The 24182-nt window shown below is 59.9% G+C and carries 25 protein-coding genes (1 of these 25 cut by a window edge); 15 read left to right on the top strand and 10 right to left on the bottom strand.

Annotation, left to right across the window (positions count from 1 at the left end; genetic code table 11):
• A protein-coding gene (locus tag JOE33_RS14680) for a CaiB/BaiF CoA-transferase family protein (protein WP_187626227.1) crosses the window boundary here: on the bottom strand, nt 1–248 show its beginning. Its footprint begins 976 nt before the window's first position; 248 of the gene's 1224 nt are visible here — the first part of the coding sequence; it begins with the start codon at nt 246–248; the stop codon falls past the left edge of the window.
• 9 nt (nt 249–257) lie between these two features.
• On the bottom strand, nt 258–1439 hold the full coding sequence (locus JOE33_RS14675; RefSeq protein ID WP_032614450.1) for an acyl-CoA dehydrogenase: 1182 nt from the start codon (nt 1437–1439) through the stop codon (nt 258–260).
• 153 nt (nt 1440–1592) lie between these two features.
• Here JOE33_RS14675 and JOE33_RS14670 point away from each other — a divergent pair, with 153 nt between their 5' ends.
• The 10 genes from JOE33_RS14670 (at nt 1593) to JOE33_RS14625 (ending at nt 11376) form a co-directional block, all read left to right on the top strand.
• The gene (locus JOE33_RS14670) at nt 1593–2516 is read left to right on the top strand and encodes a LysR family transcriptional regulator (RefSeq protein WP_122578786.1); all 924 of its coding nucleotides are present in this window, start codon (nt 1593–1595) and stop codon (nt 2514–2516) included.
• Nucleotides 2517–2921: 405 nt separating this feature from the next.
• Nucleotides 2922–4043: a Re/Si-specific NAD(P)(+) transhydrogenase subunit alpha gene (locus JOE33_RS14665; RefSeq protein ID WP_187626226.1), complete on the top strand. Its 1122-nt coding sequence runs from the start codon at nt 2922–2924 to the stop codon at nt 4041–4043.
• A gap of 10 nt (nt 4044–4053) precedes the next feature.
• Nucleotides 4054–4377 carry an NAD(P) transhydrogenase subunit alpha gene (locus JOE33_RS14660; RefSeq protein ID WP_002555867.1) on the top strand — a complete coding sequence of 108 codons (324 nt, stop codon included), beginning with the start codon at nt 4054–4056 and terminating at the stop codon, nt 4375–4377.
• Nucleotides 4374–5828 carry an NAD(P)(+) transhydrogenase (Re/Si-specific) subunit beta gene (locus tag JOE33_RS14655; RefSeq protein ID WP_187626225.1) on the top strand — a complete coding sequence of 485 codons (1455 nt, stop codon included), beginning with the start codon at nt 4374–4376 and terminating at the stop codon, nt 5826–5828. The genes JOE33_RS14660 and JOE33_RS14655 overlap by 4 nt, the downstream gene beginning before the upstream one ends.
• 179 nt (nt 5829–6007) lie before the next feature.
• Nucleotides 6008–7501: an acetyl-CoA hydrolase/transferase family protein gene (locus tag JOE33_RS14650; protein ID WP_054993346.1), complete on the top strand. Its 1494-nt coding sequence runs from the start codon at nt 6008–6010 to the stop codon at nt 7499–7501.
• Nucleotides 7502–7821: 320 nt separating this feature from the next.
• Nucleotides 7822–8037 carry a DUF1127 domain-containing protein gene (locus JOE33_RS14645; protein ID WP_002555870.1) on the top strand — a complete coding sequence of 72 codons (216 nt, stop codon included), beginning with the start codon at nt 7822–7824 and terminating at the stop codon, nt 8035–8037.
• A 312-nt stretch (nt 8038–8349) separates the two neighbouring features.
• Nucleotides 8350–8667 carry a DUF2388 domain-containing protein gene (locus JOE33_RS14640; RefSeq protein WP_010432036.1) on the top strand — a complete coding sequence of 106 codons (318 nt, stop codon included), beginning with the start codon at nt 8350–8352 and terminating at the stop codon, nt 8665–8667.
• Nucleotides 8668–8753: 86 nt separating this feature from the next.
• Nucleotides 8754–9059 carry a DUF2388 domain-containing protein gene (locus JOE33_RS14635; RefSeq protein ID WP_187626224.1) on the top strand — a complete coding sequence of 102 codons (306 nt, stop codon included), beginning with the start codon at nt 8754–8756 and terminating at the stop codon, nt 9057–9059.
• A gap of 38 nt (nt 9060–9097) precedes the next feature.
• A complete protein-coding gene (locus JOE33_RS14630; RefSeq protein ID WP_010432043.1) occupies nt 9098–9418 on the top strand; it encodes a DUF2388 domain-containing protein in 321 nt (106 codons plus the stop codon).
• On the top strand, nt 9415–11376 hold the full coding sequence (locus JOE33_RS14625) for a DUF4105 domain-containing protein (RefSeq protein WP_187626223.1): 1962 nt from the start codon (nt 9415–9417) through the stop codon (nt 11374–11376). The genes JOE33_RS14630 and JOE33_RS14625 overlap by 4 nt, the downstream gene beginning before the upstream one ends.
• On the opposite strand, the gene JOE33_RS14620 is transcribed toward JOE33_RS14625, so the two are convergent.
• The 4 genes from JOE33_RS14620 to JOE33_RS14605 form a co-directional block, all read right to left on the bottom strand.
• Nucleotides 11377–11754 (bottom strand): helicase, encoded by a 378-nt coding sequence (locus tag JOE33_RS14620; protein WP_010432048.1) that lies wholly within the window; start codon nt 11752–11754, stop codon nt 11377–11379.
• Nucleotides 11755–11983: 229 nt separating this feature from the next.
• Nucleotides 11984–12259 carry an HU family DNA-binding protein gene (locus tag JOE33_RS14615; RefSeq protein WP_003316110.1) on the bottom strand — a complete coding sequence of 92 codons (276 nt, stop codon included), beginning with the start codon at nt 12257–12259 and terminating at the stop codon, nt 11984–11986.
• Between the two features lie 192 nt (nt 12260–12451).
• A complete protein-coding gene (locus JOE33_RS14610) occupies nt 12452–13600 on the bottom strand; it encodes an FAD-dependent oxidoreductase (protein WP_010432054.1) in 1149 nt (382 codons plus the stop codon).
• 62 nt (nt 13601–13662) lie between these two features.
• On the bottom strand, nt 13663–13830 hold the full coding sequence (locus JOE33_RS14605) for a rubredoxin (protein ID WP_002555879.1): 168 nt from the start codon (nt 13828–13830) through the stop codon (nt 13663–13665).
• Nucleotides 13831–14019: 189 nt separating this feature from the next.
• Between JOE33_RS14605 and JOE33_RS14600 the strand changes: the two genes are divergently transcribed.
• From JOE33_RS14600 to JOE33_RS14580, 5 genes are all read left to right on the top strand, one after another.
• Nucleotides 14020–14580, top strand: coding sequence for a chorismate lyase (locus JOE33_RS14600; RefSeq protein WP_032614440.1), 561 nt, complete (start codon nt 14020–14022; stop codon nt 14578–14580).
• Entirely contained in the window at nt 14580–15470 is an 891-nt protein-coding gene (gene ubiA / locus JOE33_RS14595; protein ID WP_187626222.1) for a 4-hydroxybenzoate octaprenyltransferase, read from the top strand. Before JOE33_RS14600 ends, ubiA begins: the two co-directional genes overlap by 1 nt.
• 167 nt (nt 15471–15637) lie before the next feature.
• On the top strand, nt 15638–16327 hold the full coding sequence (gene phoB / locus JOE33_RS14590; RefSeq protein WP_002555882.1) for a phosphate regulon transcriptional regulator PhoB: 690 nt from the start codon (nt 15638–15640) through the stop codon (nt 16325–16327).
• Nucleotides 16328–16423: 96 nt separating this feature from the next.
• Complete coding sequence (gene phoR / locus JOE33_RS14585) at nt 16424–17710, top strand: phosphate regulon sensor histidine kinase PhoR (protein WP_236274980.1); 1287 nt, start codon at nt 16424–16426, stop codon at nt 17708–17710.
• Between the two features lie 99 nt (nt 17711–17809).
• Nucleotides 17810–19150: a hemolysin family protein gene (locus JOE33_RS14580; RefSeq protein ID WP_010432065.1), complete on the top strand. Its 1341-nt coding sequence runs from the start codon at nt 17810–17812 to the stop codon at nt 19148–19150.
• Nucleotides 19151–20269: 1119 nt separating this feature from the next.
• Here the strand turns inward: JOE33_RS14580 and JOE33_RS14575 are convergent.
• From JOE33_RS14575 to pstB, 4 genes are all read right to left on the bottom strand, one after another.
• The gene (locus JOE33_RS14575; RefSeq protein ID WP_032611151.1) at nt 20270–21172 is read right to left on the bottom strand and encodes a M23 family metallopeptidase; all 903 of its coding nucleotides are present in this window, start codon (nt 21170–21172) and stop codon (nt 20270–20272) included.
• A gap of 191 nt (nt 21173–21363) precedes the next feature.
• A complete protein-coding gene (locus tag JOE33_RS14570) occupies nt 21364–22254 on the bottom strand; it encodes a response regulator (protein WP_032611152.1) in 891 nt (296 codons plus the stop codon).
• Nucleotides 22255–22458: 204 nt separating this feature from the next.
• Nucleotides 22459–23220, bottom strand: coding sequence for a phosphate signaling complex protein PhoU (gene phoU, locus JOE33_RS14565; RefSeq protein ID WP_003340338.1), 762 nt, complete (start codon nt 23218–23220; stop codon nt 22459–22461).
• A gap of 70 nt (nt 23221–23290) precedes the next feature.
• Complete coding sequence (gene pstB / locus JOE33_RS14560; protein WP_010426570.1) at nt 23291–24124, bottom strand: phosphate ABC transporter ATP-binding protein PstB; 834 nt, start codon at nt 24122–24124, stop codon at nt 23291–23293.
• Between the last annotated feature and the right edge of the window lie 58 nt (nt 24125–24182).

The raw sequence follows: 24182 nt of genomic DNA, 5'->3' as shown, positions 1-24182 counted from the left end.
CGCGTGAAGTCGATGGTGACTGACTGCTTATTGCGATTAGCGGACAGGTAATAAGCCGCCTCGCTGGTGTTCTGCCCCGCAGCATCCTGAAGAAACGGCGGCCCCCACGAGCGCGTATCATCCCCACACCCGGGGCGCTCGACCTTGATGACGTCAGCGCCGAGGTCAGCAAGGATCTGGCCGGCCCATGGCCCGGCCAGGACTCTCGACAGGTCGAGAACCCGGATATGCGAAAGCGCGCCCATGATCAGCCCTCCTTAATAGAAAGCCTGAATGCCGGTCTGCGCACGCCCGAGGATCAACGCATGCACGTCGTGCGTGCCTTCATAGGTATTCACAACCTCCAGGTTGACCAGATGCCTGGCGATGCCAAACTCGTCCGAGATGCCATTGCCGCCCAGCATGTCGCGAGCCAGGCGCGCGATATCCAGCGACTTGCCGCACGAGTTGCGCTTCATGATCGAGGTGATCTCAACGGCAGCCGTACCTTCGTCCTTCATGCGCCCCAGACGCAGGCAACCCTGCAAGGCCAGAGTGATTTCGGTCTGCATGTCTGCCAGCTTCTTCTGGATCAGCTGATTGGCCGCCAGCGGACGACCGAATTGCTGGCGATCCAGGGTGTATTGCCGCGCGGTGTGCCAGCAGAACTCTGCCGCGCCCAGCGCGCCCCAGGAAATACCGTACCGCGCCGAGTTGAGGCAGGTGAACGGCCCCTTCAGACCGCGCACATCGGGGAAGATGTTGTCTTCGGGCACGAACACGTTATCCATGACGATCTCGCCGGTGATCGATGCGCGCAAGCCGACCTTGCCGTGAATCGCCGGAGCGCTCAGGCCTGCCCAGCCTTTTTCGAGAACGAAACCGCGAATATCGCCGGCATCGTCCTTGGCCCACACCACAAACACATCGGCGATCGGGCTGTTGGTGATCCACATCTTGCTGCCGCTCAGACGGTAGCCGCCCTCGACACTCCGGGCGCGGGTAATCATCGCTCCAGGGTCGGACCCGTGATCGGGCTCGGTCAGGCCGAAGCAGCCGATCCATTCGCCCGAAGCCAGTTTGGGCAGGTACTTCTCTTTCTGAGCCTGCGTACCGAACTCGTTGATCGGCACCATGACCAGCGAAGACTGCACACTCATCATCGAACGGTAGCCCGAATCGACACGCTCGACTTCACGCGCGATCAGCCCGTAACACACGTAATTCAGGCCGCTGCCACCGAACTCTTCCGGGATGGTCGCGCCCAGCAGCCCCACCTCGCCCATCTCGCGAAAGATGGCCGGGTCGGTTTTCTCGTGACGGAATGCTTCCAGCACGCGCGGGGCCAGCTTGCTCTGGGCGAACTGCTCGGCCGTGTCGCGGACCATGCGCTCTTCTTCAGTGAGCTGTTGATCCAGCAACAAGGGGTCAATCCAGTTAAAGCTTGCCTTACCGCTCATGCCAGTTCCTCGCGTTCAGATGAAATCCTGCAGCGATCCTAGCCCTGGCTCAGGTCAGCGACAAACGAGGTTTTATCAAGCGTCTGTGCTAATTTCTCACTCCGTGATGCCAAACTGCGCCATAAAACAAAAATATAAGTGAGAAGAAAGTACATGAGACGCAAGATACCCAGCACCACTGCACTGGTCAGTTTCGAGGCAGCCGCCCGCCACGAGAGCTTCACCAAGGCCGCCAATGAGCTCTCGCTCACGCAAGGCGCTGTGTGTCGGCAAATCGGCGGACTGGAAGAGTTTCTCGGCGTCGAGCTGTTCCGGCGTTCGCGCAGAGGTGTAAAGCTCACAGAGGCCGGGCTTTCCTATAGTCGTCGTGTGGCCCAGCAACTGGACGCAGTCGAGCGCGACACACTGTCGGTCATGGGCCAGCAAGGTGCCAACGCCATCGAGCTCGCCGTAGTGCCGACCTTCGGCACTCAGTGGCTGCTGCCGCGCCTGAAGGACTTCCAGCACAAGCACCCCGACGTCACGGTCCACCTGACCAACCGTACCCGCCCCTTCCTGTTTGCCGACACCGACTTCGATGCCGCTATCTATTTTGGCGATGCCGACTGGTCCGGCACCCATTCGCATCGGCTGATGAGCGAAAACTCCATGCCGGTCTGCAGCCCGTCCTTGCTTGAAGGTCGCGACAGCCTCGAAGCACGCGAACTGGCGGAATTGCCGCTGCTGCAACAGACCACCCGGCCCTACGCTTGGCGGCAATGGTTCAATGCGCAGGATCTGGATGTCGCGCGTGACATGACCGGCCCCCGCTATGAACTGTTCTCCATGCTGGCGCAGGCGGCCATGCACGACATGGGCATCGCGCTGATCCCCCCTTTCCTCATTCAGCGCGAACTGCAGGAGAAGCGTCTGGTGATCGCAAACACCCGATCACTGCCCGGCAGCAAGGCCTATCACCTGATGATTCCCGAGCGCAAAGTGGAATCGGCATCGCTGACTGCGTTTCGTGACTGGCTGGTCGAGCAGGCCCGCACTTACCAGTTGCCCCAGGAAAAACCTGAACCAGGCTCTAGGTAGTCCATAGGCTTTATAGCCTACAGATATAACCTTATGTCGCCCTGAAGAAACTTCAGCGTGTTCACAAAAAAACCGACATAACCCTTTATCTATAGGGCCTTTAGGCCGTTTTGCCGCTTTTACCGGATTTTCTGCAGAAAAATTCCTATCACCTGTTTTTCGTAAGGAATATCGCCACAAGCCCCACAGATTAAGGGCCTTGTCGAATTAATGCGACAATAGGTCACAGCGTGACTTGTAGTTCATCTATAGTTTCGTTACAGAATGTATTGAAGCCCGCAAACTTCGCCTGCAAAATGCCCCGCCCCTGCTGCAAAGGGGCGTGCTGATTGGCCAAGCCAGACGCACCAGCCGTAGTGCACTGGCCTACATACGAACGATAAAAAATCGCGCAGGAGATTTGTCGTGCACATTGGTGTTCCTCTCGAAACACAAGCGGGCGAAACCCGGGTAGCTGCTACCCCGGAAACCATCAAAAAGCTGATCAGCCAGGGTCACAGGGTTACGGTGCAAAGCGGCGCTGGCATTCATGCCAGCGTTCCGGACAGCGCTTACGAGGCTGCCGGCGCAGTGATCGGTGACACCAACGAGACCTATGCGGCCGAACTGATTCTCAAGGTCGTCGCACCCGACGATGAAGCGTTGAGCCTGATCAAAAGTGGCTCGGTCGTCATCGGCATGCTCAACCCCTTCAACAACGAACTCATCGGCAAAATGGCTGCACGTGGCATTACCGCGTTCGCCCTGGAAGCCGCGCCGCGCACATCCCGGGCGCAAAGCCTTGATGTGCTGTCTTCGCAAGCCAACATTGCAGGCTACAAGGCAGTGCTGCTCGCGGCACATCATTACCCGCGCTTCATGCCCATGCTGATGACCGCTGCCGGCACCGTCAAAGCTGCACGGGTGCTGATCCTGGGTGCAGGCGTTGCCGGTCTGCAGGCCATTGCCACCGCCAAAAGGCTGGGCGCAGTGGTAGAAGCCTCGGATGTGCGTCCGGCAGTGAAGGAGCAGATCGAGTCGCTGGGCGCGAAATTCATCGATGTGCCCTACGAGACCGACGAAGAGCGCGAATGTGCCGAAGGCGTGGGCGGCTACGCGCGCCCCATGCCGGCCAGCTGGATGCAACGTCAGGCTGCCGCCGTGCATGAGCGCGCGAAACTGTCGGACATCGTCATCACGACCGCCCTCATTCCCGGCCGCAAGGCTCCGGTACTGCTGGGCGCGGAAACCGTAGCGCAGATGAAGCCCGGCTCGGTGGTGATCGACCTGGCCGCAGCACAGGGCGGTAACTGCCCGCTGACCGTTGCCGATCAGGTGGTCGTCGAGCACGGCGTGACCATCGTCGGCCACACCAACCTGCCCGCTCTGGTCGCGGCCGATGCCTCGGCGCTCTACGCCCGCAACCTGCTGGACTTCATGAAGCTGCTGTTCGACAAGGACGGCGCATTCTCGATCAACCTCGAAGACGACATCGTCGCCGCATGCCTGATGTGCCGCGACGGGCAAGTTGTCCGCAAGAACGGCTGAGGACATACCAATGGAAGAGCTGATTTCCCCCGGCGTCTACAACCTGATCATTTTCGTACTGGCGATTTATGTCGGCTACCACGTGGTCTGGAATGTCACGCCTGCGCTGCACACACCACTCATGGCGGTCACCAATGCCATCTCCGCCATCGTCATCGTCGGCGCCATGCTCGCCGCGGCGCTCACGGTCACCCCGCTGGGCAAGACCATGGGCACACTGGCTGTCGCGCTGGCGGCCGTGAACGTATTTGGCGGGTTTCTGGTGACTCGGCGGATGCTGGAGATGTTCAGGAAAAAGGCCCCCAAGGCAAAGGATGAGGCGCCCAAGTCATGAGCATGAATCTGGTTACCCTGCTGTACCTGATCGCATCGATCTGCTTCATCCAGGCACTCAAAGGCTTGTCTCACCCGACCACCTCGCGCCGTGGCAACCTGTTCGGCATGCTCGGCATGGGCCTGGCGGTCATCACCACCATAGGTCTGGTGTTCAAGCTGGCCGCACTGTCCACCGCCGAGGGGACCAGCGCGGGGATCGGCTACATTGTGGTCGGTCTGCTGGTGGGCGGAACCGCAGGCTCGATCATGGCCAAGCGCGTCGAAATGACCAAAATGCCGGAACTGGTCGCCTTCATGCACAGCATGATCGGCCTGGCAGCAGTGTTCATCGCTATCGCGGCGGTCGTCGAGCCTCAATCACTCGGCATCGTTCGCAATCTGGGCGATGCCATTCCGGCCGGCAACCGTCTGGAGCTGTTCCTGGGGGCAGCCATTGGTGCGATTACCTTCTCGGGTTCGGTCATCGCTTTCGGCAAACTCTCGGGTAAGTACAAATTTCGCCTCTTTCAAGGCGCACCGGTACAGTTTGACGGCCAGCACACGCTCAACCTGGTCCTCGGTCTGGCCACGCTGTTCTTCGGCCTGACCTTCATGTTCACCGGCAGCCTTACCGCCTTTGCGATCATGCTGGCGCTGGCATTCGTCATCGGCGTGTTGCTGATCATCCCGATTGGCGGGGCCGACATGCCGGTAGTGGTCTCGATGCTCAACAGCTATTCAGGCTGGGCGGCAGCCGGCATCGGCTTTTCGTTGAACAACTCGATGCTGATCATCGCGGGCTCACTGGTCGGCTCCTCGGGCGCGATCCTCTCGTACATCATGTGCAAGGCCATGAACCGCTCGTTCTTCAATGTGATCGGTGGCGGCTTCGGCGGCGCAACCGACTCGGCAGGCCCGGCGGGTGCCAAGGAAGCACGCCCGGTGAAATCCGGCTCGGCAGACGACGCAACCTTCTTGCTGACCAACGCCGACACCGTGATCATCGTGCCCGGTTACGGCCTGGCAGTGGCTCGTGCGCAGCATGCGCTCAAGGAGCTGACCGAGAAGCTCGTACACCGCGGCGTCACCGTGAAGTACGCCATTCACCCGGTGGCCGGACGCATGCCCGGGCACATGAACGTGCTGCTGGCCGAAGCCGAAGTGCCTTACGACCAGGTGTTCGAGATGGACGACATCAACTCCGAATTCGGCCAGGCCGATGTGGTGCTGGTGCTCGGTGCCAACGACGTGGTCAACCCGGCCGCCAAGAACGATCCGAAATCCCCTATCGCCGGGATGCCCATCCTGGAGGCGTTCAAGGCCAAGACCATCATCGTCAACAAACGCTCGATGGCCAGTGGTTACGCAGGTCTGGATAACGAATTGTTCTATCTGGATAAAACCATGATGGTGTTCGGAGACGCCAAAAAGGTGATCGAGGACATGGTGAAGGCCGTCGAAAACGCCTAGCCTGACCCCGCTCCATTGAAGCCCCGGCTCGCTTGGCGACCGGGGCTTTTTACATTCCGCGTAACAGTGTTTTGCGCTGGAACCCGCTAATTAGAGCGGTCAAATGCGACCTTGGTAGCAGGACGAAGCTCGACCAAGGCTCTAGACTTGTCGTTCGCTTCTATCTACGAGACAGACCCATGTACCGTGACCGTATCCGCCGGCCCTCCCTGATGAGCAAGGTTATGAGCGCAGCCGACGCTGCCGCCTTGATTGAAGACGGCATGACCGTCGGCATGAGTGGCTTCACCCGCGCAGGCGAAGCCAAGGCCGTACCCCACGCGCTGGCCGAGCGCGCCAAAGTGACGCCGCTGAAAATCAGCCTGATGACCGGCGCCAGTCTGGGCAATGACCTGGACAAGCAATTGACCGAGTCCGGCGTACTGTCCCGGCGTATGCCTTTTCAGGTCGACAGCACGCTGCGCAAGGCGATCAACAACGGCACGGTGATGTTCATCGATCAGCATTTGTCCGACACCGTCGAGCTGCTGCGCAATCGGCAGATCAAGGCTGTGGACCTCGCCGTGATCGAATGCGTCGCGATCACCGAAGAGGGCCATCTGGTGCTGAGCACCTCAGTGGGCAACTCGGCCAGCTTCGCCATCCTGGCCAAACAGGTCATCGTGGAAATCAACCTGTCCCAGCCACTGGAGCTGGAAGGCCTGCACGACATCTATATACCCAGCTACAGACCGACACGCCTGCCGATTCCGGTCCTTGAGGCAGATTCGCGTATCGGCAGCCATGCAGTGAAGATCGATCCGGCGAAAATAGTCGGCATTGTCATCAGCAACCAGCCTGACTCACCCTCCACGGTAACGCCACCTGACGCGGACACGCAGGCCATCGCCAATCATCTGGTGGAGTTCTTCAAGAAAGAAGTGCGCGAAGACCGGCTGACCGAAAAGCTGATGCCACTGCAGGCCGGGATCGGCAACATTGCCAACGCCGTGATGCACGGCCTGCTGGCGTCTCCCTTCACGGACCTGACGATGTACTCCGAGGTGCTGCAGGACTCGACATTCGACCTCTTCGATGCAGGCAAACTGACCTTCGCCTCGGGCAGCTCCATGACCTTGTCGGCGACCAAGCACGCCGAGGTCTTTGCCGACTTCAATCGTTACAAGTCCAGGCTGGTATTGCGCCCCCAGGAAATCTCCAACCACCCCGAGGTGATCCGTCGCCTGGGTATCATCGGGATCAATACCGCGCTGGAGTTCGACCTGTACGGCAATGTGAACTCCACCCACATCTGCGGGACACGCATGATGAACGGCATTGGCGGTTCCGGAGACTTCTCGCGCAACGCACACCTGGCGATCTTCGTCACCAAGTCGATCGCCAAAGGTGGCGCGATATCCAGCGTTGTCCCCATGGTCAGCCATGTCGACCATACCGAACACGATGTCGACATTCTGGTCACCGAGCAGGGCCTGGCGGACCTGCGCGGCCTGGCGCCTCGCGAACGCGCCAGAGTGATCATCGATAACTGCGTGCATCCGGATTATCGCGACGCGCTGAACGCCTATTTCAGCGCCGCTTGCGCTCTGGGCGGGCATACTCCGCATATCCTGCGCGAAGCACTGAGTTGGCACATCAACCTGGAAGAAACCGGGCGCATGCTGCCAGCGTGAACAGGACAGTTGGAAGTGAGCAAGACCTTTTCTGACCCACTTTCAGCTTGTGCCTCTGGGCTTATTGAAAAACTGTACTTCTGTACCGGTCATAAAACCGTCTTAAAAGGCAAAAATCACCACAATCGACCACAAAATGCACTCATAGGGTGCAGACCGGTACAGTTGCCCCATTTATGAACAAAACAGTGCCCAATCACAGTTAACTGAACCCTCACAATACAGGTGAACTGTGTCTATGGAAGCTGGACGCGCACGAGGAAAATGGGCACCAGTCAAGCAACTCACTTATCCCGCCACAAGCGGAAGGAAGTCACACCATGGAACGTACAATCAGTTCCGATCTGTTCAGCGAAAGCACCGTTACCACCGCAAAAGCCTCTCTGCCTCTGCGCGTATTCGCCAACCTGATGCTCTGGCAGCGTCGCCTGTCCAGCCGCCACCAGCTGGCCCGTCTGGATGCACGCCTGCTGGCTGACGCCGGTATCAGCGAATCCCAGCGTTACGAAGAGCTGAGCAAGCCGTTCTGGCGCTAAACATGCGCCCGCTGGTCCTTGACCTCTAGGTCTCCTGCCAGCAACCCGAATTGCTTCATACAAAACCCGTCTCAGGCAACCGAGACGGATTTTGTCGTTTAAGGGGCGGATTCAGAAAGCACCGGCGAAACCAGTACAGATTTAAAAAACTCAAACCATGGCAGGTACAGTTACGCGATATTGCAAACTGTGTAATCCAAAGCCATCGACCTTCATGACAACTGCAGCATCGGTGGGATAGTCTAGCGCTCTACCTCAGCCCTTCGGCTTCGCAGGCAGTCTGTGCCCACTTGTCCACAACGGAACTCGATCATGTCTCTGCTACGTAACCTTGGCGCTGTCTTTCTGTTGACCGCCGCAGCCGGTGCAAACGCCTCCAGCTTCATCGTCACCACCGACGCAGTGGTTGATGCCGTCAATGCATCGACCCGCGCGACCTCCAACATTTCGTCTTCCCTGAAAGACGACAAGATCGTTCTCGCCGCCCGTGACGACGCCGCCAGCTTCGTGGCCAGCTCCGGCGACATCCGCAGCGCTCGACTCGAAGGCGCGTTGCAGCACATCCGCCAGGTCCTGCCTGAACTGCAAGCCAGCGACAGCCAACTGGCTCAGGCCATTCTGGCCATCTGACCGCTGCGCCCCGGCTACGTGCCGGGGTAGCTCTGGCCCGCGCATTGCGCTAGCCTTGGAGCCTGTTTTGCCGGTTCGTGAAAGTCATGCGTTTACTGCACCTTCTGTATATCGCTCCCTTTGCCAGCCTGATGTACGTCAGTCAGGTTCAAGCGTTCGATACGACCACGCAAGGTCTGGTCAAGACCGGCTATGCCACCACTCAGGTTTCGACAGGGCCGTTTGATAATAAACTGATCATGGCTGCCCGTGACGATGCTGCTGCATTCATCGCCAGCGGTGGAGAACTGCGTGGTGCCCGGCTTGAGTCAGCGCTGCACGCCCTGCGTCACACAGATGCAAAACTTCATGCCAGCGACCTTGAACTGGCGCAGGCAATCCTCGTCCAATAGCCACTTTCCCCTCTTCGCGTAACTGGAGACGTCACTACATGCGTACCCCGCTGATTGCTGCTTCCCTTGGCCTGCTATTGCTGGCCGATTTTGCCCAGGCTCAGACTGTTGTGGCCACGAGCAACATCATCGTTCGTGCGTTCGGCCGTACCATCGATTTCACTTCCGACACCACTACATCGATCCGCGACTCCAAGGTCGTTCTCCAGGCCAAGGACGATGCTGCCAGCTACGTTGCGACCGGTGGTGATATCCACGGCGCCCAACTGGATGCGGCTTTCGACACGCTGCGTACCCGCGTGCCGGAAGCGCGCGATGCAAGCGATCAGACCCTGGCTGAAGCAATCCTCGCATTGTGAGGCGGTTTCGCGCCTGGCTGCTTGCTGGCGCGCTGTCGCTGGTCGGTACGCATGCCTTTGCCAGCCTGAAGCTGGAACTGCACACCGACGGCCTCGATGCGCCTCAACAGCAAGCCAGTCAGGCGCTGCTCGACGAAGCCCTGCACGCACTACCGCCCAGCTTCGTCGAGGCACTGGACCGAACCGTCGAGGTGAGCTGGTCCGGTGACATGCCGCAGAACGCCTACGGACAGGCCGCCGGTCCCTATCAGCTGTACCTCAACAGCCACCTGCTGGCCTCGCTGACGGACGGTTCGGCAGCCACCGCCCAGACTGGCCGGCCACACGGTACGGTGCGCCGGGAGTTGCTCGCCACTGTCCTGCATGAGCTGACACACGTCTACGATCGCGCCCGCCTGTGGTCGCCCAGCGAGCGAGCGGCTATTTTTCGCTGCACATCACGCAGCAGTTCACTGGGTAAGGTCGGCCTGCCTGACAACTGCCGCGGCCAGACCGAGCGACGCTTCACCCTGAGTGACGATCCACGTCTGCTGGACCTGGCGGGCTGGCAGCAATATGTCGGACGCCGTGGCGAACGCGAAGAACATAACGGCCAGGTCGCACGCAGCCCGGACATCTACGAAACCACCAGCCCGCTGGAGTTCGTGGCGGTAAACATGGAGTACTTCCTCCTCGACCCGGCCTACGCCTGCCGTCGCCCTGCCCTGTATGCGTATTACAAGGAGCGTTTTGGCTGGGCACCTGCAGCGCATAACGAATGCCCGAAGTATTACCCCTACCTGAATGCCGGCAGCGACTTCGGCCGAGAGCCTTTGGGCAAGCTGGACCCGGAACGGGTCTATGCGGTGGATTACCTGCTCGCCGAGGCGAACCAGAACTGGGCAAGCCGCTGGGGCCACAGCATGTTGCGCCTGGTGATCTGCAAACCTGGCCGCCCGCGTGGTCCGGATTGCCGCCTGGACCTCGATCAGCATCTGGTCCTGTCTTACCGGGCGTTTGTCGGCGACGTGCAACTGTCCAGTTGGGACGGCCTGATGGGCGCCTACCCGTCGCGTCTGTTCGTCCTGCCACTGGCACAGGTCATCGATGAATACACCAAGACCGAACTGCGCAGCCTGGCGTCGGTACCGATCAAGCTGTCGCGTCCGGAAATAGAAGGGCTGGTGCAGCACGCTGCCGAAATGCACTGGAGCTACGACGGCAACTACTACTTCCTCTCGAACAACTGCGCCGTTGAAAACCTCAAACTGTTGCGCGCCGGTACGCACAACCCCAAGCTCGTCGGCCTGGACAGCATCTTGCCCAACGGTCTGCTTGAAGTCCTTGAAGGGCGGGGGCTGGCTGACACCAGCGTACTGGACGATCCCAAGGAAGCACTGCGTCTGGGCTATCGGTTCGACTCCTACCGCGATCGCTATCAGGCGATGTTCGAAGTGCTGAAGAAGCACCTGCCGATCAAACAGAACAGCGTGGAAGATTGGATGGGCCTGCCAGCCAGTGAGCGCAGTCAGTGGTTCGGCAAAGCCGATCTGCGTACCAGCGCTGCGATTCTGCTGCTGGAGCAGGCCAGCCTGCGCAGGCAACTGCTATTGGCTCAGGACGAAGTGAAACAGAGCTATCTCGGTGCCCGGGAAGTGAAAGACGGCAAGGTCTCCAACGCCACCAAGACACTGCAGGAGATCCTCGCCAGCAGCGGCTTTCTCAGCCGGCCTGCCGAGCTACTGGGCAGCGACGGGTACGGTTTGCCACAGGCAGGTGAATGGCAGCGTCTTGAGGCAGAAAGCAGTCAGCGCCAGAAGCAGCTCAAGCGCCTGACCGGCGATCTCGACAAGGAAGTGCGGGCCCTGCTGGAGCCTGAGCGCGCCAAAGAGATTGCCGCCAACGAAGCCAACCTCAAGCAGGTATCCGAGCACCTCAGGGCGTTGCACAAGGCTGCAGGCGGGCTGCAGTTGCCGTGATCAGGCCGTTTTCTTTCTCGGTTTGAGGTATTTGACCAGGCCCTGGAACCAGATCACCAGGGCCGGGTTGCCCTTGATCTGAATATCCTTGTCCTGAATGCCCTTCATGAACGCCAGCTGCTTGTTCTTCGCCTGAAGGGTATCAAAGCCAAAGGCTGCATCACGAAACGAGATGGCAAAAGCCGGCTCTGCAACCGTGCCACTTGCACTGCGGATCCGCTGATCGTGGACCACGAAGTGACGTGCGACCTTGCCATCTGCGGTCTGCAACTGAAAGGTCAGGTCCTTGCCAGCCAATTGCTGCTGAAACGCCGGATTGTTACGACTGGCGCGGGCCATCAGCAGGCCCAGCATCCACAACAGAAAACGAAATTTCATACACGGCCTCTGAACATGCAGGTTCCGACACGGAATCGGCGTGGCAGTGTAGCGGGTTATCGGCGCAAAACCTGTAGGACAAAACCGGATTTCGAAGGAGATCGGTGCAAGAAGGCCGTTGAAAGCGAGATCGGCGTCACATACCCCAAGAAACAACAAACGGGCACCCAATCCGATTGGTGTGCCCGCCTGTGGGTTATGCGCCTCCCGCTGAGGCGCACAACAGGCGTCAAGGATTGACGCTGTCTTTCAGGGCTTTCCCCGGCTTGAAGGCAACTGTGTTGCTTGCCTTGATTTTGACCGGCTCCCCGGTCTGTGGGTTCTTGCCAGTGCGGGCGCCACGGTGGCGTTGCAGAAAAGTACCGAAACCTACCAGCGTGACACTGTCCTTGCGGTTCAGTGCGCCAGTAATCTCTTCAAGGATGGCATTGAGAACGCGATTGGATTGTTCTTTGGTGAGATCCGCCTTTTCAGCGATGGCGGCTGCAACTTCTGGTTTACGCATATGAAGCCTCTTTTACGGTTTTTTGTTTTTATGTCCCGCGCCGCTTTTGTAAAAAAACGGCAACAAGGCGCCGCGACGGCTCTACGTAGCGGCAGACAAGACCGAGGATGGCATGCCGAACTGACCCGCGCCAGTGCATGAACGCGGTTTATTGGCAGAAATACAGGGTCAATCCGACAAAATGACGTGAAATCACGCCAATAGCGCAGGTAACACCTTGTTGAGGGCGAGTTTTTCCATGACCGCAGCGCCTGTCAGGGCATAGCCCAGCAGATTGCCGTCAGCGTCGTGACACAGCGCCTTGATATCAGCGCCCTGCCCTTCGACGCTCCAGTGGCCATCACTGCCACGCGGCGGCGGCGAAACCACCAGCGGGCAGGCTGGCGTCTTCACGGTGATCGGCATGGGCCCGTATTTGACGGAAGTCGGGTTTCCGGCCAGCGTCTGGGCCAGCGCACGAGCGCAGCTCATCAACGGCATGACGTAAAGCAGATTGAGGCCATCGACTTCGGCACAATCGCCCAGCGCGTGGATGTTGGCGTGGGAGGTTTGCAACAGGCGGTCGACCAGAATGCCGCGTCCGGTCTGCAAGCCGGCAGCGGCGGCCAGTTCGGTGCGAGGGCGCAGGCCGATGGCTGACACCACCAGGTCGCAGTCCATCACCTGCCCGTCCGACAAGTGCGCTTGCAGGCCCTCACCATTGCGATTCAGGCGGGTCAGCACCGGCCCCAGATGGAAACGTGCACCCAGGCTTTCAAGACCGGACTTCACCGCAGCCGCCGCCTCGGGGGGCAACAGGGTCGGCATGACCTGTTCGCACGGCGCCACCAGATCCACTTCATAGCCGCCCAGGATCAGGTCGTTGGCGAATTCACAGCCAATCAGCCCTGCGCCGAGAATCAGCACCCGGCGCTTGCCCGCCGCAGCCGCCCGGAAGCGGGCGTAATCCTGAAGATCGTTGATCGGGAAAATCGCGTCGCCGGCGTCGCCTTCCACGGGGACGCGAATGGTTTCGGCGCCCCAGGCCAGCACAAGATCGCGGTAATACACCGCCTCTTCGCCGATCCACAGGCGTTTGTGCCCGGCGTCGATCCCGCTGATCCGCGTATGCGTGCGGATCTCGGCCTTGAGCTGATCGGCCATGGCGCCGGCTTCGGCCATGCTCAGGCCGTCGGCTTCCTTGTTTTTGCCAAAGCCGGTAGAGAGCATCGGCTTGGAGTAGGAACGGCCATCGTCGGCCGTGATCAATAGCAGCGGCGTGTCTGCGTCCAGCTTGCGAAACTCCCGAGCGAGGTTATACCCCGCAAGGCCGGTGCCGATGATGACGACAGGTGCGCTCATTGTTCTTTCCTGTTTCACTGTGCCTGATGCTCATTGTTGCCAGCCCGTGTCTACGGCAGCAATCAACCGATTTCGATCATTTCAAAGTCCATCTTGCCCACGCCGCAATCCGGGCACAGCCAGTCTTCCGGCACATCCTGCCAGAGGGTGCCGGGCGCAATTCCGTCATCCGGCCAGCCATCGGCTTCGTTATAGATCAGGCCGCAGACGATGCATTGCCACTTCTTCATGTCAGGTTCTCTCGTTTATCAGGCTCAATAGCGTACGACGGTCGGTTGCCGTCTTCTGAAGGGGCGTTGTACTGATCGGCAGGCGCGGATGCAAGTCCGATTCTATAACCCGACGTTATGCCGACCGTCGGTCGAGACCGGCAATCATGCTAAGCTCGCGGCCTCGTTGGCTGCCGGAACTGGCTTACCGTGACCCAGCAATCCCCCGCATTCATTGGCCCAGTCTGGCTTGAGCGCGAACAATTGATCGACGCGCCGGACCCGGTAATGCTCGACTGGCTGTTCAATCAGGACTCCCTTACTCGTCGGTTGGACCGTTTATCTGACGGTCGTTTCAGCGTATTTCCGCAATTTGAAGGCTGGCAGCCCTTGCGCCCCGACGAGTGCCTGGCGCTGGGCCTGCCAGAGGCTGGCGAAGGCTGGGTGCGCGAAGTGTACTTGCGCGGTAACGGCAACAACTGGGTGTTCGCGCGCAGTGTCGCCGCCCGCAGCGCCCTGCAGGATGGCGGCCTGAATATGGATGAGCTGGGCACTCGTTCGCTGGGTGAATTGCTGTTCAGCGACCCGGCGTTCGCACGAGGCACGCTTGAAGTGTGTCATTACCCCGAGGCCTGGCTGCCCGCTGCCGACGCAGCGCGCGGACTGTGGGCACGCCGCTCGCGCTTCAATCGCGGCGCATTGAGCGTGCTGGTCGCCGAAGTTTTCCTGCCCGCCCTGTGCACTGCGATCCACGACAAGGACCCCGTCTGATGTACCTGTCCCTCCTCAAATCCCTCAATCGTCTGAGCCCACGCGCCTGGGACTTCATCCAGCTGACACGCATCGACAAGCCCATCGGCGTCTACCTGTTGCTGTGGCCGACCCTGTGGGCGGTCTGGATTGCAGGCAAGGGCGCGCCGTCGCTGCAGACCGTGTGCATTTTTGTACTCGGCGTCTTTCTGATGCGCGCGGCAGGCTGTGTGATCAATGACTTCGCCGACCGCAAGGTGGATGGCCACGTCAAACGCACCGAGCAGCGGCCTCTGGTCAGCGGCAGGGTCAGCTCCAGGGAGGCGCTGGTGCTGTTTGCGGTGCTGGTCGGCCTGAGCTTTGTGCTGGTACTGTTCACCAACGCGACGACGGTCTGGCTGTCGTTCGGCGGTCTCGCCCTGGCGGCCAGCTATCCATTCATGAAGCGCTACACCTATTACCCGCAAGTGGTGCTGGGTGCTGCGTTCTCGTGGGGCATGCCGATGGCCTTCACTGCCGAAACCGGCGAGTTGCCCGCTGCAGCCTGGCTGCTGTACATCGCCAACCTGCTGTGGACCGTGGGCTACGACACCTACTACGCCATGGTCGATCGCGACGACGACCTGAAAATCGGTGTGAAATCCACGGCCGTCCTGTTCGGCGATGCCGACCGGGTAATCATCCTGACCCTGCAAGCGCTGGCACTGGGCTGCCTGATGCTGGCCGGTGCGCGCTTCGAACTGGGTGCGTGCTTCTACATTGGCCTGCTGGCAGCGGCAGGCTGTTTCGCCTGGGAATTCTGGAGCACCCGAGAGCGCGAGCGAGACGCCTGCTTCAAGGCGTTCCTGCACAATCACTGGGCCGGGCTGGCGATATTCCTGGGCATCGTCGCCGACTATGCGGTGCGCTGAAACCAGCCACCGCCAGCCTGCGCACGACTGAAATAAATTCAGGATCACGGGGCCTGCGGGCCCCCGCAGCCTTCCAGCATGCTAGCCTCATCCAGACCTGTCACACGACTGCAATAATTCCGTTATCTAATGCGCCCCAAGACAGTTAAATGACAAGAGGTTCGAGCATGGCTGGCAGGAGCATCCTGATCGTTGACGACGAAGCGCCAATTCGCGAAATGATCGCCGTTGCGTTGGAAATGGCTGGATACGACTGTATTGAAGCCGAAAACTCTCAGCAGGCCCACGCAATCATCGTGGACCGCAAGCCTGACCTGATTCTGCTCGACTGGATGCTGCCTGGCACATCCGGCATCGAACTGGCCCGTCGCCTCAAGCGTGATGAACTGACCGGGGACATCCCGATCATCATGCTCACCGCCAAAGGTGAAGAGGACAACAAGATCCAGGGCCTGGAAGTCGGCGCCGACGATTACATCACCAAGCCTTTCTCGCCCCGCGAGCTGGTGGCACGCCTCAAGGCCGTGCTGCGTCGCGCCGGCCCGACTGACGGCGAAGCACCCATCGAAGTCGGCGGCCTGCTGCTCGACCCGATCAGCCACCGTGTCACCATCGACGGCAAACCGGCCGAAATGGGCCCGACCGAGTACCGTCTGCTGCAGTTCTTCATGACCCACCAGGAGCGCGCCTACACACGCGGTCAGTTGCTGGATCAGGTATGGGGCGGCAACGTCTACGTCGAAGAACGCACCGTCGACGTTCATATCCGCCGCCTGCGCAAGGCCTTGGGGGATGCGTATGAAAATCTGGTACAAACCGTGCGCGGCACTGGCTATCGTTTCTCGACCAAGAGCTGACAACCGCTGCGTCGACGCAGGGCAATGGCCGGTGCAGACCAGACAAGGATTTACCCCTAATTGAATCAAAATTGGCACGGCACTCTGATACGCCACATGTTGTTGCTGGTCACCGCCTGCCTGTTGGTCGGCCTGATCAGTGGGCAGTATGCCTGGAGCCTGGCCGCCGGGCTGGGACTGTATCTGGCCTGGACCCTCAAGCAACTGTTGCGCCTGCACGACTGGCTGAGCAGCCACAAGGCCGACGAGCCGCCTCCGGACGGTTACGGTCTGTGGGGTGAAGTCTTCGACAGCATCTACCACCTGCAACGTCGGGACCAGCGCGTCCGCGGCCGCCTTCAGGCCGTCATCGATCGCGTGCAGGAGTCCACCGCCGCGCTACGCGATGCAGTGATCATGCTCGACAGCGACGGCAACCTGGAGTGGTGGAACCGCGCCGCTGAAACCCTGCTGGGTCTGAAGACGCCGCAGGACAGCGGGCAACCCGTGACCAATCTGGTACGGCATCCGCGCTTCAAGGAATACTTTGCCCTGGGCGACTACAGCGAACCGCTGGAAATCCCGTCGCCGACCAACGATCGCCTGCGCATTCAGTTGCTGATCACCCGTTATGGCAACAACGAGCATCTGATGCTGGTGCGCGACGTGACGCGCATTCATCAGCTGGAGCAGATGCGCAAAGACTTCGTCGCCAACGTGTCTCACGAGTTGCGGACACCGCTCACGGTGATCTTCGGCTATCTGGAAACGCTGCTCGACAACGTGGACGAGGTCAATCCACGCTGGGTACGTGCACTGCAACAGATGCATCAGCAAGGCGGCCGCATGCAGACGCTGCTCAATGACCTGCTGTTGCTGGCCAAGCTCGAGGCCACCGATTACCCATCGGATAACCACCCTGTGGTCGTCAATACGCTGCTCAAGACCATCACCGCCGATGCCAACGCGCTGTCGGGCAGCAAGAACCAGCAGATTCACCTCAGCCTGGAAAGCAACACACGCCTCAAAGGCAGCGAAAGCGAGTTGCGCAGTGCGTTTTCCAATCTGATCTTCAATGCCGTCAAATACACCCCGGCCGAGGGCGTGATCCGTATTCGCTGGTGGGCCGACGAACGGGGCGCACACTTGAGCGTGCAGGATTCAGGGATTGGCATCGAGACCAAACATCTGCCGCGCCTGACCGAGCGCTTCTACCGGGTCGATACCAGCCGTGCGTCCAATACCGGCGGTACGGGGCTCGGTCTGGCCATCGTCAAACATGTGCTGCTGCGCCATCGCGGCAATCTCGAGATCAACAGCGTGCTCGGCAAGGGCAGCGTTTTTACCTGTCACTTTGCCAGCGGTCAGTTGTCCAAACCTGCGAGCGACGATTCAGACTACTAGGCAATCCTGCTTCGAGCCGCTACATTGCCGGGTTCATAGCGTCCTCTCTGGCGTGACACGACCCTCTTCCTGTTAATACGGACCCTGCAAAACCCCATCATGGACCCTTCCCCTAGTTTTAACCTGTCTTCACTCTTTGCCGATTTCGGCATGATTCTGTTTGCTTTGTTCCTGGTCCTGCTCAACGGTTTTTTCGTTGCGGCAGAGTTCGCCATGGTCAAACTGCGCTCGACCAAGGTTGAAGCCATTGCCGACAAGAACGGCTGGCGCGGGCACATCCTGCGCAAGGTCCATGGCCAGCTGGACGCCTACCTTTCGGCCTGCCAGCTGGGTATCACCCTCGCCTCTCTGGGTCTGGGCTGGGTCGGTGAACCGGCATTCGCACATCTGCTGGAGCCGCTGCTCGCGGCGATGGGCGTGGACACTCCGGAATTGATCAAGGGCGTGTCGTTCTTTACCGCCTTCTTCATCATTTCGTATCTGCACATCGTGATCGGCGAGCTGGCCCCCAAATCCTGGGCGATCCGCAAGCCGGAGCTGCTGTCGCTGTGGACAGCGGCGCCGTTGTACTTCTTCTACTGGTTGATGTACCCGGCCATCTACCTGCTCAACGCCAGCGCCAACGCCATTCTGCGTATCGCCGGCCAGGGTGAGCCTGGCCCGCACCATGAACACAGCTACAGCCGCGACGAACTGAAACTGATCCTGCACTCCAGCCGTGGCCAGGACCCCAGCGATCAGGGCATGCGCGTGCTGGCGTCAGCCGTGGAGATGGGCGAGCTGGAAGTGGTCGACTGGGCCAACTCCCGCGAAGACATGGTGTCACTGGACTTCAATGCGCCCCTGAAAGAAATTCTTGCCTTGTTCCGCCGCCACAAATTCAGTCGCTATCCGCTGTATGACGCTGAACGGGGCGAGTTCGTCGGCCTGCTGCACATCAAGGACCTGCTGCTGGAGCTGGCAGCGCTGGACCATATTCCGGAGTCGTTCAACCTGGCCGAGCTGACCCGCCCGCTGGAACGTGTTTCCCGGCACATGCCGCTGTCGCAGTTGCTCGAGCAGTTCCGTAAGGGTGGCGCGCACTTCGCCGTGGTGGAAGAAGCCGACGGCAAGATCGTGGGCTACCTGACCATGGAAGACGTGCTCGAAGTGCTGGTGGGCGATATCCAGGACGAACACCGCAAGGTGGAGCGCGGCATTCTTGCCTATCAGCCGGGCAAACTGCTGGTACGCGGAGATACGCCATTGTTCAAGATCGAGCGCCTGCTGGGCATCGACCTGGATCACATCGAAGCCGAGACACTGGCCGGTCTGATCTACGACACGCTCAAGCGCGTGCCGGAAGAAGAGGAACAACTGGAAGTCGAAGGCCTGCGCATCATCATCAAGAAAATGAAAGGCCCGAAAATCGTCCTGGCCAAGGTGCTGAAGCTGGACTGACCCGATCAGCGCCACGTGTCCAAGATAGGACGCAGAGCGTCCAGAACGGCATGCCCACGCGGAGCATGGGCGCGATAGGTGTTCTCCCGGACGACTATCGTCCCTCACGCTACAGCGTGGGAATGCATTTCGTGACGCTCCGCGTCACAGGTCTGAGTCGCGCCGCCCATTCAAGATCGGACGCAGAGCGTCCAGAACGGCATGCCCACGCAGAGCATGGGCACGATAGGTGTTCTCCCGGACACCTATCGTTCCTCACGCTCCAGCGTGGGAATGCATTTCGTGACGCTCCGCGTCACAGGTCTGAGTCGCGCCGCCCATTCAAGATCGGACGCAGAGCGTCCAGAACGGCATACCCACGCAGAGCATGGGCACGATAGGTGTTCTCCCGGACGACTATCGTTCCTCATGCTCCAGCGTGGGAATGCATTGCTTGACGCTCCGCGTCACAGGTCTGAGTCGCGCCGCCCATTCAAGATCGGACGCAGAGCGTCCAGAACGGCATACCCACGCAGAGCATGGGCACGATAGGTGTTCTCCCGGACGACTATCGTTCCTCATGCTCCAGCGTGGGAATGCATTGCTTGACGCTCCGCGTCACAAATCTGCGTCGCGCCTCATGCTCAGGATAGGACGCAGAGCGTCCAGAACGGCATGCCCACGCAGAGCATGGGCACGATAGTGATCTACCTGACGACTATCGTTCCCCACGCTCCAGCGTGGGAATGCATTTCGTGACGCTCCGCGTCACAAATCTACGCCGCGCCCCATGCTCAGGATAGGACGCAGAGCGTCCAGAACGGCATACCCACGCAGAGCATGGGCACGATAGGTGTTCTCCCGGACGACTATCGTCCCTCACGCTCCAGCGTGGGAATGCATTGCGTGACGCTCCGCGTCACAAATCTGCGCCGCGCCCCATGCTCAGGATAGGACGCAGAGCGTCCAGGACGGCATACCCACGCGGAGCATGGGCACGATAGGTGTTCTCCCGGACGACTATCGTTCCTCACGCTCCAGCGTGGGAATGCATTGCGTGACGCTCCGCGTCACAGGTCTGAGTCGCGCCGCCCGTTCAAGATCGGACGCGGAGCATGGGAGCTATGAATGGCCCCCTACTCAATTCCCGCCGACGGCGAAGTTGGGCAGGCTCTGCACCGGGGTGGCGAATTCGTAGGGGATCGAGATCAGCTCATTGCCCGAGTTGCGCTGCACAACGAAGTGCAGGTGCGGGCCGGTGCTGTTGCCGGTGTTACCGGACCGCGCCAGCGCTGTCCCGACACTCACCCGCTGACCTTCCCTGACACTCACCGAGCCGCGCATCAGGTGCAGGTAGACGCCCATCGTGCCGTCGTCGTGCAGAATGCGCACAAAGTTGCCTGACGCATTCGAGCCCCGCCCTGACTGGCTGTTTTCGATCTTCACCACCGTGCCGCCGCGCGCGGCAATGATCGGCGTTCCCTCCGGCATGGCGATGTCCATTGCATAGCGCCCCTTGACGCCGTAATGGCTGTATCTGCCATTCGGTCCCTGGGTCAGGCGAAACGGCCCGCCAATCCATGGCAGCGGGTATTTATAGGCCTGCACCAAGCCCTTGGGATCACCCAGGGTTGAACTCAGCACCGAGGCGTAGTTCATCGGCTTGCTCCCCACCTTGGGGCTCAAGACCACCACGCGCTGGTTACTGCGCGCCGGGATCGTGCGGCGCAGCGTTGCTGACGAGCCAGAGACCCCCAACACGTTGGTCACACTGGAAAGCCTGAGTTCGACTTCGACAGGGGCGTACAGATCGTTGCGTACATACAGGCTGTGTACGCCCCTTTCACGCCTGACACTCAAGTGCACCTGGCCGTCGATGCGCTCGACCATGCGGTCCCGAAACACCATGACCGATGCGCCGGGCGTCGGCCGGTCCGAAAAGGACACCACGCCACTGGCATCGGTGAATTTATAAATCGTGACAGCCCCGGCCGACTGCACAGTCAACGTCAGGGCAAACAGGATAAACAGGCGTTCAAGCATCGGAGATGTTCGGGTTCAAGGGCACTGGGGGCCAAGCCTAGCAGCCTTGCAGGCAGAAGAGGACGCAAGGGTATCAATCGGACATGAATGAAGCGTCAAGGAAGGCACGCCAGACGCACGTTACGCAGTGTCGTGTGACACCGCGCAAGGCTCATGCAGCAGCGGCATGCCATTCAGCTCAGAAGCGGGTATCAGGCGCCCGGGATGAAGTGTTTCTGCGCGGTGCCACGAGCAATGAGGCGCGAAAGGTAATCGAGCTTCTGCGCGTCATGATCGACAAAGCGGAAGGTCACTTGCAGCCATTCGCTGTCGGGCTTCTGCTCGAACGCGGCGACTGAGTGCAGATAGCCATTCAGGCGCGCCACTTCGTTGCTCTCGCCCTGCTCAAGGTCCAGCACCGCACTGTCGAGTACCTGTGGCAGGTTTTCGCTGACGCGTATCACCAGTGTGGCGTCTTTCAGGGTAAGGGCCTTGATCACACACGGCTGAATGCCGTTGGGCAGGCGCAACTGGCCCTGTCCGCGACCAGTCGGCTCTGCCGATCGGGCGGGTGCAGGCGCTGGCTTGGGGGCTGCTGCTGCGGCTGCAGCAGGCGCGGCACGAACCACTTCGGCCTTGCCACCGGTCAATGCACTCAATGAGTCATTGAGCGGCGAGTTCATACGCGCCGGGGCTGTGGACATGACGGCGTCAAGCTTGCCGACTTTGGCCAGCGCTTTCTTGACCTTGGTCAGCAGCTGCTCATTGGTGAACGGCTTGCCGACAAAATCGGTTACTCCGGCCTGAATGGCCTGCACCACGTTTTCCTTGTCACCACGGCTGGTCACCATGATGAACGGAACGGTTCTCAGGTAATTGTCCTGCTCACGGCACCAGGTCAACAGCTCCAGGCCGGACATTTCGGGCATTTCCCAGTCGCACAGAATCAGATCGAACGACTCTTTGCCCAGCAACGTCTGAGCCTTGCGACCATTGACTGCATCCTCGGTATGAATCCCGGGAAAATAATTGCGCAGCCCTTTCTTGACCAAGTCGCGAATGAAAGTCGCGTCATCCACCACCAATACACTGACCTTACTCATCGACGCTCCTGCGGGCGTGTTCACCTGGAGGCGAACTGCGGTATGCCAACACGCCCTTTGTTTCGGCAAGCATAGCGTTGACTGATAGCCAACTGCCATATTGATTGACTGCGCCGCGACATTTAGTCCGCTGGCGACGGGAAATACTGATCTGCACAACGAAAAACGCCCAGCGCGTGCTGGGCGTTTTTCTCGCAGGCAATCTTACTTATCGTCAGCGTTGCCCGGAACATTAGCGGTTTCGCTCGATATACCCTGCACTTCTTCCTTCATGCGCTTGAGACCCATGTGCCGCACGTCGGTCCCGCGCACCAGGTAGATCACCAGCTCGGAGATGTTGCGTGCATGGTCGCCGATTCGCTCCAGAGAGCGCAGCACCCAGATGACGTCCAGTACCCGGGAGATCGAGCGTGGATCTTCCATCATGTAGGTCGCCAGCTCGCGCAGGGCCGTCTTGTACTCGCGGTCGATGGTCTTGTCGTACTGCGCAACCGACAGGGCCAGCTCGGCGTCGAAACGGGCGAAAGAATCCAGCGCATCGCGCACCATGTTGCGCACCTGATCGCCGATGTGACGCACTTCGACGTACCCGCGCGGTGCCTCGCCCTCTTCGCAGAGCTTGATGGCACGGCGTGCGATCTTGGTCGCTTCATCACCAATGCGCTCCAGGTCGATCACCGACTTGGAAATGCTGATGATCAGACGCAGGTCAGACGCTGCAGGCTGGCGACGAGCCAGAATGCGCAGGCATTCCTCGTCGATGCTGCGCTCCATCTGATTGATCCGGTCGTCGACCTCGCGAACACGCTGGGCAAGACCGGAATCGGCCTCGATCAGCGCCGTGACCGAATCGTTCACCTGCTTCTCGACCAGGCCACCCATTTCGAGCAAATGGCTGCGAACGTCTTCGAGTTCAGCGTTGAACTGTTGGGAAATGTGATGCGTATGGCTGTCTTTGTGGATCATGCTGGGTGTCCTTGGAACGTCCGGTTAATTGCGAAAACGCAGCGGTGGTTCAGGGCTGACGAAGCACGTACTACCCGTAACGACCGGTGATGTAGTCTTCTGTCTGTTTTTTTGCCGGGTTGGTGAACAAGGTATCCGTATCACCGAACTCGACAAGTTTGCCCATGTACATAAACGCGGTGTAATCCGACACCCGAGCCGCCTGCTGCATGTTGTGGGTAACGATCACAATGGTGTATTTCGATTTCAGTTCGTAGATCAGTTCTTCGACTTTAAGGGTCGAAATCGGATCGAGTGCAGAACAGGGTTCGTCGAGCAGCAGGACTTCCGGCTCCACGGCGATCGTTCGGGCAATGACCAGACGCTGCTGCTGCCCCCCGGACAAACCCAATGCCGACTCATGCAGTCGATCCTTGACTTCATCCCAGAGCGCAGCGGCTTTCAGCGCCCACTCGACAGCTTCATCGAGCACGCGCTTCTTGTTGATCCCCTGAATGCGCAGCCCGTAGACCACGTTTTCATAAATCGTCTTGGGGAACGGATTGGGCTTCTGAAACACCATGCCGACGCGCCGACGCAACTCGGCGACTTCCTCGCCCTTGGTGTAGATGTTGTGACCGTACAGGTTGATCGCACCGTCGACCCGGCAACCATCGACCAGGTCGTTCATGCGGTTGAAGCAGCGCAACAACGTCGACTTGCCACACCCGGACGGACCGATGAACGAGGTCACCTTCTGCTTCGGGATATTCAGGGCAATATCGAACAGCGCCTGCTTGTCGCCATAGAACAGATTCAGGCCCGGCACTTCGATGGCCACGCTTTCGTCGGCCAGATCCAGGCTTTGCTTGTGACGCCTCAGGGCCGACATGTTCATGCCACTCGTCGGGCTTTCATGCTGCATGGATTGCTCCTGTGCGAACTATTCGCGTCATCGAACGGCCGCGTTTGCCAAAGGGCGA

Origin of the sequence: Pseudomonas sp. PvP027, assembly GCF_017833005.1 — a bacterium.
GTDB lineage: Bacteria > Pseudomonadota > Gammaproteobacteria > Pseudomonadales > Pseudomonadaceae > Aquipseudomonas > Aquipseudomonas congelans.
The sequence above is the reverse complement of the archived record's forward strand: the minus strand, read 5'-3'. Positions and strand labels throughout refer to the sequence as shown.

Coding starts and splice junctions, on each gene's coding strand:
- JOE33_RS14675 (WP_032614450.1), bottom strand. CDS start 1,439: ATGAGCGGTAAGGCAAGCTTTAACTGGATTGACCCCTTGTTGCTGGAT.
- JOE33_RS14670 (WP_122578786.1), top strand. CDS start 1,593: ATGAGACGCAAGATACCCAGCACCACTGCACTGGTCAGTTTCGAGGCA.
- JOE33_RS14660 (WP_002555867.1), top strand. CDS start 4,054: ATGGAAGAGCTGATTTCCCCCGGCGTCTACAACCTGATCATTTTCGTA.
- JOE33_RS14655 (WP_187626225.1), top strand. CDS start 4,374: ATGAGCATGAATCTGGTTACCCTGCTGTACCTGATCGCATCGATCTGC.
- JOE33_RS14650 (WP_054993346.1), top strand. CDS start 6,008: ATGTACCGTGACCGTATCCGCCGGCCCTCCCTGATGAGCAAGGTTATG.
- JOE33_RS14645 (WP_002555870.1), top strand. CDS start 7,822: ATGGAACGTACAATCAGTTCCGATCTGTTCAGCGAAAGCACCGTTACC.
- JOE33_RS14640 (WP_010432036.1), top strand. CDS start 8,350: ATGTCTCTGCTACGTAACCTTGGCGCTGTCTTTCTGTTGACCGCCGCA.
- JOE33_RS14635 (WP_187626224.1), top strand. CDS start 8,754: ATGCGTTTACTGCACCTTCTGTATATCGCTCCCTTTGCCAGCCTGATG.
- JOE33_RS14630 (WP_010432043.1), top strand. CDS start 9,098: ATGCGTACCCCGCTGATTGCTGCTTCCCTTGGCCTGCTATTGCTGGCC.
- JOE33_RS14620 (WP_010432048.1), bottom strand. CDS start 11,754: ATGAAATTTCGTTTTCTGTTGTGGATGCTGGGCCTGCTGATGGCCCGC.
- JOE33_RS14615 (WP_003316110.1), bottom strand. CDS start 12,259: ATGCGTAAACCAGAAGTTGCAGCCGCCATCGCTGAAAAGGCGGATCTC.
- JOE33_RS14610 (WP_010432054.1), bottom strand. CDS start 13,600: ATGAGCGCACCTGTCGTCATCATCGGCACCGGCCTTGCGGGGTATAAC.
- JOE33_RS14605 (WP_002555879.1), bottom strand. CDS start 13,830: ATGAAGAAGTGGCAATGCATCGTCTGCGGCCTGATCTATAACGAAGCC.
- ubiA (WP_187626222.1), top strand. CDS start 14,580: ATGTACCTGTCCCTCCTCAAATCCCTCAATCGTCTGAGCCCACGCGCC.
- phoB (WP_002555882.1), top strand. CDS start 15,638: ATGGCTGGCAGGAGCATCCTGATCGTTGACGACGAAGCGCCAATTCGC.
- phoR (WP_236274980.1), top strand. CDS start 16,424: ATGTTGTTGCTGGTCACCGCCTGCCTGTTGGTCGGCCTGATCAGTGGG.
- JOE33_RS14580 (WP_010432065.1), top strand. CDS start 17,810: ATGGACCCTTCCCCTAGTTTTAACCTGTCTTCACTCTTTGCCGATTTC.
- JOE33_RS14575 (WP_032611151.1), bottom strand. CDS start 21,172: ATGCTTGAACGCCTGTTTATCCTGTTTGCCCTGACGTTGACTGTGCAG.
- JOE33_RS14570 (WP_032611152.1), bottom strand. CDS start 22,254: ATGAGTAAGGTCAGTGTATTGGTGGTGGATGACGCGACTTTCATTCGC.
- phoU (WP_003340338.1), bottom strand. CDS start 23,220: ATGATCCACAAAGACAGCCATACGCATCACATTTCCCAACAGTTCAAC.
- pstB (WP_010426570.1), bottom strand. CDS start 24,124: ATGCAGCATGAAAGCCCGACGAGTGGCATGAACATGTCGGCCCTGAGG.